This window comes from Pseudomonadales bacterium (assembly GCA_013215025.1).
Classification (GTDB): domain Bacteria; phylum Pseudomonadota; class Gammaproteobacteria; order Pseudomonadales; family DT-91; genus DT-91.
In genome coordinates this window covers 1-6,998 of sequence record JABSRR010000129.1, presented here as the reverse complement: position 1 = coordinate 6,998, position 6,998 = coordinate 1, and the positions used below count along the sequence as shown (strand labels likewise).

Annotated in this window: 7 protein-coding genes; 4 read left to right on the top strand and 3 right to left on the bottom strand. The window is 45.3% G+C overall.

The window, feature by feature from the left end; genetic code table 11:
- From HRU21_09065 to HRU21_09050, 4 genes are all read left to right on the top strand, one after another.
- Positions 1-180, top strand: a 180-nt coding sequence (locus HRU21_09065) for a hypothetical protein (GenBank protein ID NRA42441.1), incomplete at its 5' end; no start/stop codon positions are given.
- A complete protein-coding gene (locus HRU21_09060; protein NRA42440.1) occupies positions 167-1,639 on the top strand; it encodes a chemotaxis protein CheW in 1,473 nt (490 codons plus the stop codon). The genes HRU21_09065 and HRU21_09060, both read left to right, overlap by 14 nt.
- Positions 1,636-2,055, top strand: coding sequence for a hypothetical protein (locus HRU21_09055; protein ID NRA42439.1), 420 nt, complete (start codon positions 1,636-1,638; stop codon positions 2,053-2,055). The genes HRU21_09060 and HRU21_09055 overlap by 4 nt, the downstream gene beginning before the upstream one ends.
- Before the next feature lie 6 nt (positions 2,056-2,061).
- Positions 2,062-3,177 (top strand): chemotaxis response regulator protein-glutamate methylesterase, encoded by a 1,116-nt coding sequence (locus HRU21_09050; protein NRA42438.1) that lies wholly within the window; start codon positions 2,062-2,064, stop codon positions 3,175-3,177.
- A gap of 268 nt (positions 3,178-3,445) precedes the next feature.
- On the opposite strand, the gene HRU21_09045 is transcribed toward HRU21_09050, so the two are convergent.
- The 3 genes from HRU21_09045 to HRU21_09035 form a co-directional block, all read right to left on the bottom strand.
- Entirely contained in the window at positions 3,446-4,561 is a 1,116-nt protein-coding gene (locus HRU21_09045; protein NRA42437.1) for a prenyltransferase, read from the bottom strand.
- Between the two features lie 33 nt (positions 4,562-4,594).
- Complete coding sequence (locus HRU21_09040) at positions 4,595-5,305, bottom strand: class I SAM-dependent methyltransferase (protein NRA42436.1); 711 nt, start codon at positions 5,303-5,305, stop codon at positions 4,595-4,597.
- Positions 5,292-6,464, bottom strand: a complete 1,173-nt coding sequence (locus tag HRU21_09035) for a glycosyltransferase family 4 protein (protein ID NRA42435.1) — start codon at positions 6,462-6,464, stop codon at positions 5,292-5,294. The genes HRU21_09040 and HRU21_09035 overlap by 14 nt, the downstream gene beginning before the upstream one ends.
- Between the last annotated feature and the right edge of the window lie 534 nt (positions 6,465-6,998).

Here is a 6,998-nt window from a genome sequence, read left to right as displayed (position 1 = left end):
TTGTGCCGAAATGTCATGATCTATTTACATGAAGACGCGCAACGCCATGCGCAGATGGTATTGCGCAGTGCCTTAGCCTCAGGTGGGCTATTATTGCTGAGTGCGGTCGATAATATGTTTGATCAAATGGGTATGATTCAGCATAATAACCTAGGCTGTGTTTATTATGAAAAGCGCTGAGCCGCATCTTGTTTTCGAGGTCAGCGACGCGCTATTTGCATTACCTCTTACCAGTCTCATTGAGGTTAGCGATCGCCTAACCGTTTCAGCTATGCCGTTTGCCCCTAAATTCATTGATGGATTGATTAATCATAATGGGCATATTATTCCACAGCTTAATGCTAAGGCTATGTTTGAGGCCTACCTAGAGGAGCAAGAGCTAACTGGAGCTTCTAGCAATAAAAAAAAGCATCCTAGTCTCATTATTTTTGACTATCATCATAGTCATTATGCGCTTGAGGTTGATCAAATTCTAGAAAGCCTTGCATTGACTGATGCTGAGATCCAACCGCTTGAACAGAAAGATGGCAACGACCAAGCGGTAACTCACTTTATTACTGCCAGGCAAAATTCTCAGCAAAAAATCCATCTATTCAATCTTGATTTTTTAGCCGATATTTTTCCCAAGCAGAATCTATCGGAGGCAAAAGCTGCAAGCGACTCCAAGCTTTTGTCAGTTCAAGATGAACAAGTCGAAGAGATTATTGAAACAGAGTTATTGCTTTTTAAGGTCGATGACCGACTTATGGCGATTAACTTAAATGATATGTTAGAGGTTGTAGACCTTGAAAATATACAGCCCATTCATCAATCCGATCACGATCTAAAATTATTACTTCGTGGTGCCGGATTGGTTCGCAACCATCCTATTCTGGTGGTTCGACTCAACAACATTCTTAACCTCAATGCTCAGCTTGAAGAAAAACAATCACAGAGCGTGATTATTTTGCACCATCCTGAGTATTACTGTGCAATAGAAGTCAGTCAGATACTTTCTATGGTCACCGTCAATCAAGCGCACATTATCTATGACCAACAAATACAGAAAGCCATGATCGATGTGGAGAGCTTTACTGATCTAACCGAGATATTATTAGAACAGGACGAGCAGATGATTGAACTATTTGATCGCAGCCGATTTTTTGCCAACCAACGCATCCAAGATATTGCTTATTTAATGCCTCAACAGCCAAGTGATGCGCTTGATGTGATTAAGTCCAAGCGGCTTCTCGCCTTCACTATCGAGCAAAATCAGTACGGCATTTTTATTGATCAAATAGAGCGAATATTTGCCAGAGCCGAGATTCAACCGCTGTTAAAAAATCAACAGTTCGTGGTAGGCAGTATTGACTTTAACGGCGCCATTATACCGGTGATCGACTTACAAAGTCAGCTGCTTGGCGAGGAGCGCTCAGATCAGTCGGCTTTTGAAGTGATCATTGTTGCTAGCGATAAGCAGCATTGGGGGCTAGCGCTGAATCGAACTGGAAAAATCGTCGCCATTGATGAAGCGGATATGCATGCCTTAGATAAACAAGCGCACCTTGATTCAGTATTTGATTATTATGCTAGTCACCACAATCAGCTGATCAATATTTTGAATATTGACGCCATCTGCCGGCTAAACCAAATATCATGACTGCAGTGCATTCCTATTTACAAGTGTTTTGCCAATCATACCCTATACTGATTGCATCAAGTTCGGTGCTTGAAATCCTAGCCACACGCCGATATCAAGAATGCATCGATTGGCACGGTCAAAGCCTGCAGGTCTTGCATTTAAGCAGCACACTGGGACTTTACGCAGAGGACAATATACCCACTGTAGAGCAACAATCACTGCTAGTGGTGGCTATCGAAAGTGACAGCGAGCAAAAAGCCATCGTACTAGCCGTGGATAGCATTAAGCAACTAAAACCAAGCTCTGCCTTTATTCAGCACCCCTTACCTGAGCTAGACAATAAGCTCAATCAATATTTTAGCGGGTTGTATATTGACAAAACTAATCAAAAATTTTGTTATGAAATAAAACTTTCGAGTTTGATCAATGGCTAGTTCAACATGACTATCAATGTGTTTATTGTCGATGACTCTGCAACCGCGCGTACAGCATTGTCGTTAATTTTAGAGGCCTCTGATGAAGTCAATGTACTTGGCTTTGCATCTAATCCTCGAATTGCGCTGAAGCGCATGGATAAGCTCTGGCCAGATGTCATCATTTCGGATTTAGAAATGCCTGAAATGAATGGCTTTGAGTTTTTACAATTTCTTAATCGTCATCACCCCACCCCATTTGTGGTATTTTCTAACTATACACAATCGTCAGCCGCGGCGTCGGTTGAAGCGCTTTCGCAAGGGGCTGTTGACATCATTAGCAAACCTAATTTCAGCCGCGACAATTTAGACGATACTCGCGAGGAGGTATTGAATGCCATCAAGGCAGCGGCTGACTTGGGTCGCAAGCTAAAACTAAAAAAAATACCGACACTTGAAGCAACACCCGACGCTAACGCTGAAACTGAGTTGAGCGATCAGTATAAAAAACGACATTTATCGATGCAGCTTGACTTAAATGTTAAGATCCCAAAAATCAAACGCCAACAATATGCCATGATCGCAATTGGCAGCTCAACTGGCGGCACTATCGTGATTGAAAAAATATTAAGGCAATTGCCGGCTAATTGTCCTGGCATTGTGATTGTGCAACATATGCCAGAGCGTTTCACCGCAGCCTATGCTAACCGCATCAACGCGCTATGCCAAATCAAGGTCAAAGAGGCTGAGCCTGGCGATCAAATTAAACCAGGGCTGGCATTAATTGCACCCGGCGGCAAACATATGCGGGTGGTTTGCAAAAAAGGCGTTTACAGCATAAGCCTGTTTGACGGTGACAGCGTTAATCGTCACAAGCCTTCGGTGGATGTATTATTTCATTCTATTGCTGAATTTGGCAAAGGTGATAGCTTGGGAATTTTATTGACGGGCATGGGCAAGGATGGCGCCAAAGGTTTGCTGGCAATGCATAAAAGCGGCGCTATGACTATTGCGCAAGCTGAGGAAGATTCTGCTATTTACGGCATGCCTAAGGCAGCAATGGCTATTGGCGCTGCAAACCATCAGCTCAATAGCAGTCAAATTGCCAAGTTGATGTCGACAATTAAACCGTTAACGCCATAAGTCTCAACCGCTACTGCGATCTTTACTCTCCACCGGCTTAGTCAGTGCGGTGACCATAGTCATAGCCATAGCATTAGCATTAGCCTTAATGTTAGCCTTGGTTTAAGCCGTTGATTAAGCCTTTATCAGTTAAGGCCCTAATCTTAGCTCACGCGCAGATACTACTAGCAGAATACTCGATAAAGCTAAGTCTATTTTGTCCTTCGGGCTGCCTGGCTGCCTGACTGCTTGACTTACAAATTGCCTGACAGGTCAACTGACTTAGCCGCTAAACTGTGCTAAGTAACTGCTCGGCGTTTGAGGTTTGCTGCAAGCGTACCTGTTTAAACAAGTACGCAGCTGATGAGTAATCGGTGAGCGCATCAGCGGCTAAAATCATCGCAGCCGCCGTCCAGGTTGGACGCTCATCAGGCCAGAGCAAACGTTCTTCAAATTGATAACCGGTCCAGTACGAGCCATCTTGAATACGCCATTGATGCAGCCAGTGATAAACCTCTTGCGCTTTTTCGGGCTCGCCTGCCGCCAGTAAGGCCATCACTAATTCACAAGATTCAGCAACCGTAACCCAGGGTTCATCTGATACACAACGACACCCCATACCCTCGACAACAAACTCGCGCCAGCGCACTTTCAAGCGCTCTTTGGCTTCAAACTGCGGTAATGCGCCGCTGAGTATAGGGTAGAACCAATCCATCGAGTAGCGCGCTTTCGACTCCCACGTGCGGTCAAATCGATCATTGCGAAAGCGAAGTGCCTTGCCTAATTTTGCACGTGCCTGCAGCCAGCTTGCCTGTTCATCAGCAACCACAAGCGAAAGATTATATGCACATTCGAGAGACTTATAAATTGAGCTACAGCCGGTAATTAAGGCATCACATTTAGCATTACCCTGACCATCAACCGCCCAATGAATATCACCATGCTCAGTTTGCAAGGCCAAACAAAAATTGATTGCCGCTTTTACCATTGGCCACATGCTTTGTGCGAATGATAGGTNTTCACTGATCACATAATGATGCCAAATNCCNGTCGCNACATAGGCCACAAAATTGGTTTCGCGACGCTCTTGATTATCGATCGCGTCACCACGATAAGCTGCCCACCAGCTGCCGTCTTGCAGCTGCGTTTGCTTGAGCCAAGCATAGGCTTTCTCTGCCGCAGCAAATTCATCACAAATACTTAACGCCATAGCCGCTTCAACATGATCCCATGGATCAGCGTGACCTCGATCAAACCAAGGGATCGCACCGCTTTCTAATTGCGTCGCCATAATGTAATCAACCGTTGGTTGAAAAAAACTGCGCGGAAATCCTTGGCTTAAATTTGGTGCTGCTAGGCCTTCATAGCCATCAACCTCAAATAAATCACCGGCGAGGTGAAGTATCTTTTGGCCTTGAGTGGTAATCAAAGACATAAACTAAGCCGCCTTTTTAAAATACATCACAACACTTTTACCCATGACAGGGTTGAGCATTTTCTCACTCATTCGTGTTAACGCTGGCTGTTTCATCATGTCCCAAACCAATAATTTATGGTAAGCCTGAATCATGCGGTTATTGTCTTTGTTATCCCAGTCCATGCATTGCATCCACCAGTATGGGCTATGCAGGGCATGCGCCCAATGCTTTTTATAACAACTAAAGCCTTGAGCTTCAATTTTACGGCGTAATTGACTGGCCAAAAAGATACGCAAATGACCACCCTCATTTTCATGATACGCATCGGAATAATGCCAACATATCCATTCTGGCCAAAATCTTGGCACTGAGGCACAAAATAAGCCTGAGGGCTTCAATACGCGCTGGATCTCAGCAAGTGCAGCTTCATAGTCAGGAATGTGCTCCAACACCTCAGAACAAATGACTTTATCAAAACTGTTGTCTGCAAAGGGCAGCTGTAATGCGCTGGCGCAGCTGAAATAGCACTGTTTTTCTTGTTTCGAATGATCGATAAAGGGCGCAATCTTCTCAACACTCGACTGCAGGTCNTNAAAACTTAGATCAACCCCAATCACGGTAATATCTTGCTCTAGATAGCTAGCAATAACGTGACGACCTTCACCACAGCCTAAATCAAGCACGCGGTCGCCCGCCTGCAATTGAAAATGTTTATAATCAACGGTCTGCATACGCCGTCATCACCTTTTTATAAAAATCTACAAACTTATCGGCACTTTTATGCCAACAAAAATTGTCTAGAATACGCGCTCGACCTGCTTTTGCAAGTGATGCACGTTGCTCAGGGTCATCCAGTAGTTGCGCCACAGCACGTGCAATAGCGTCACTGTCTTTCACCGCGACGATGAGGCCAGCATCACCGACCACTTCTGGCAATGCGCCACCATTGGTTGACACCACAGGCACCTCGCAGGCCATTGCCTCACCTGCGGGTAAGCCAAATCCTTCATAAACCGATGGCACCACAGCAACGGTAGCCTCGGCATAGAAATCGACCATTTGCTCGGTTGAAATACCGCTAACAAATTGAACTTTTTCTGCAATATCCAGTTGATACAATAGTCGCTCAGTATCACCGCCGGGTTTGGGTTTACCAACCACTAACAGCTCTAAATCGGGGTAGCTTTGTAGCAACTTCGCGAACGCCTGCAGCAGGAAACGCAGCCCCTTCAATGGCGCATCAGCAGAAGCGGTAGCCATCAGCCGGTTCGACTTGCGAGCAATATCTGGCCGCGGAGCAAATTCTTCTGTGTTAATGCCGCAGTAGATAAGCTCAAGGCTTGCGGCAGGAATATTGAACGCTTTGGCAATATCTTGTTGTGAGCGACTGGAAACCGTTTGAATATGATTTAATTGTCGCACCACTTTATGCTGCATATGCAAAAACGAGTGCCACCGCCTTATCAATATTCGCTGCCACCATTTACTTGCCGCCTTCAGCGCTATCTCCAAATCACTGGTGATTGGGTGGTGTAGAGTTGTGATCAAGGGCTGGCGACGCTGAATTTTCAGCATGCCGTAGCATAAGCTCTGATTATCGTGAATTATATCGTAGTGATGGCCATGCTGTTGCAAATACTGATTAACGCGCACACCGAAGCAGTAGGGTTCTGCGAAGCCACCTGTGAGCTTACTGAACCACTCCGTCATATCCGCATAGGAAAACAGATTTTTCAAACGGATAGACCCAAGACCGTGCTCATACAGGTTCATGCCAGGCATTTTGATTAAACGCACCCTGTCATCCAGGTGCGGATAAGGTTCACCAGAAATCACATCCACTCGATGACCTGCTTCAACTAAGGCCTTGGATAGATATTTAATATAAATACCCTGCCCCCCGCCAAAGGGGTGCGAACGATAACCCAAAATACAAATACTTAGCGCATCGTTAACGGCAGTCTCGGGCTTAGAGTTTGCAGAGTTTGCAGAACCTGCAGAATGTTCAAACGCAGCGTCTGGCGTGTCAAAGGCGCTGTCATCAACGACTGCCTCGCGCTCTGAAGCTGAGGTGGTATTTCGGCTCACAAAATAACCTATTATAATAGTGGGTGTAACTGCTTAATTTTGTAAGCATAAAGCGGCTTATTCTACCGAATGGGTGGAATATTTTCTAGCCGCTATCGAGCACTTGCTGTGACTAAATGCGCTAAAAACGATCGATTTGCACAAGCGATCTAGGCCGATATGGGGTACTATTATCCTATATTTGAAAGTAATTCATGCACTCACTTAGCAGGAAATATAGAGCAATATGCGACAACTCAGCAGTCTTGATGCGATGATCGGCAAACTAGATAATGGGCTTAAAACCTTAACCGCCGGCGCTTTTGCAGCCGCGCGTGAATTACCACAAGCCGATCA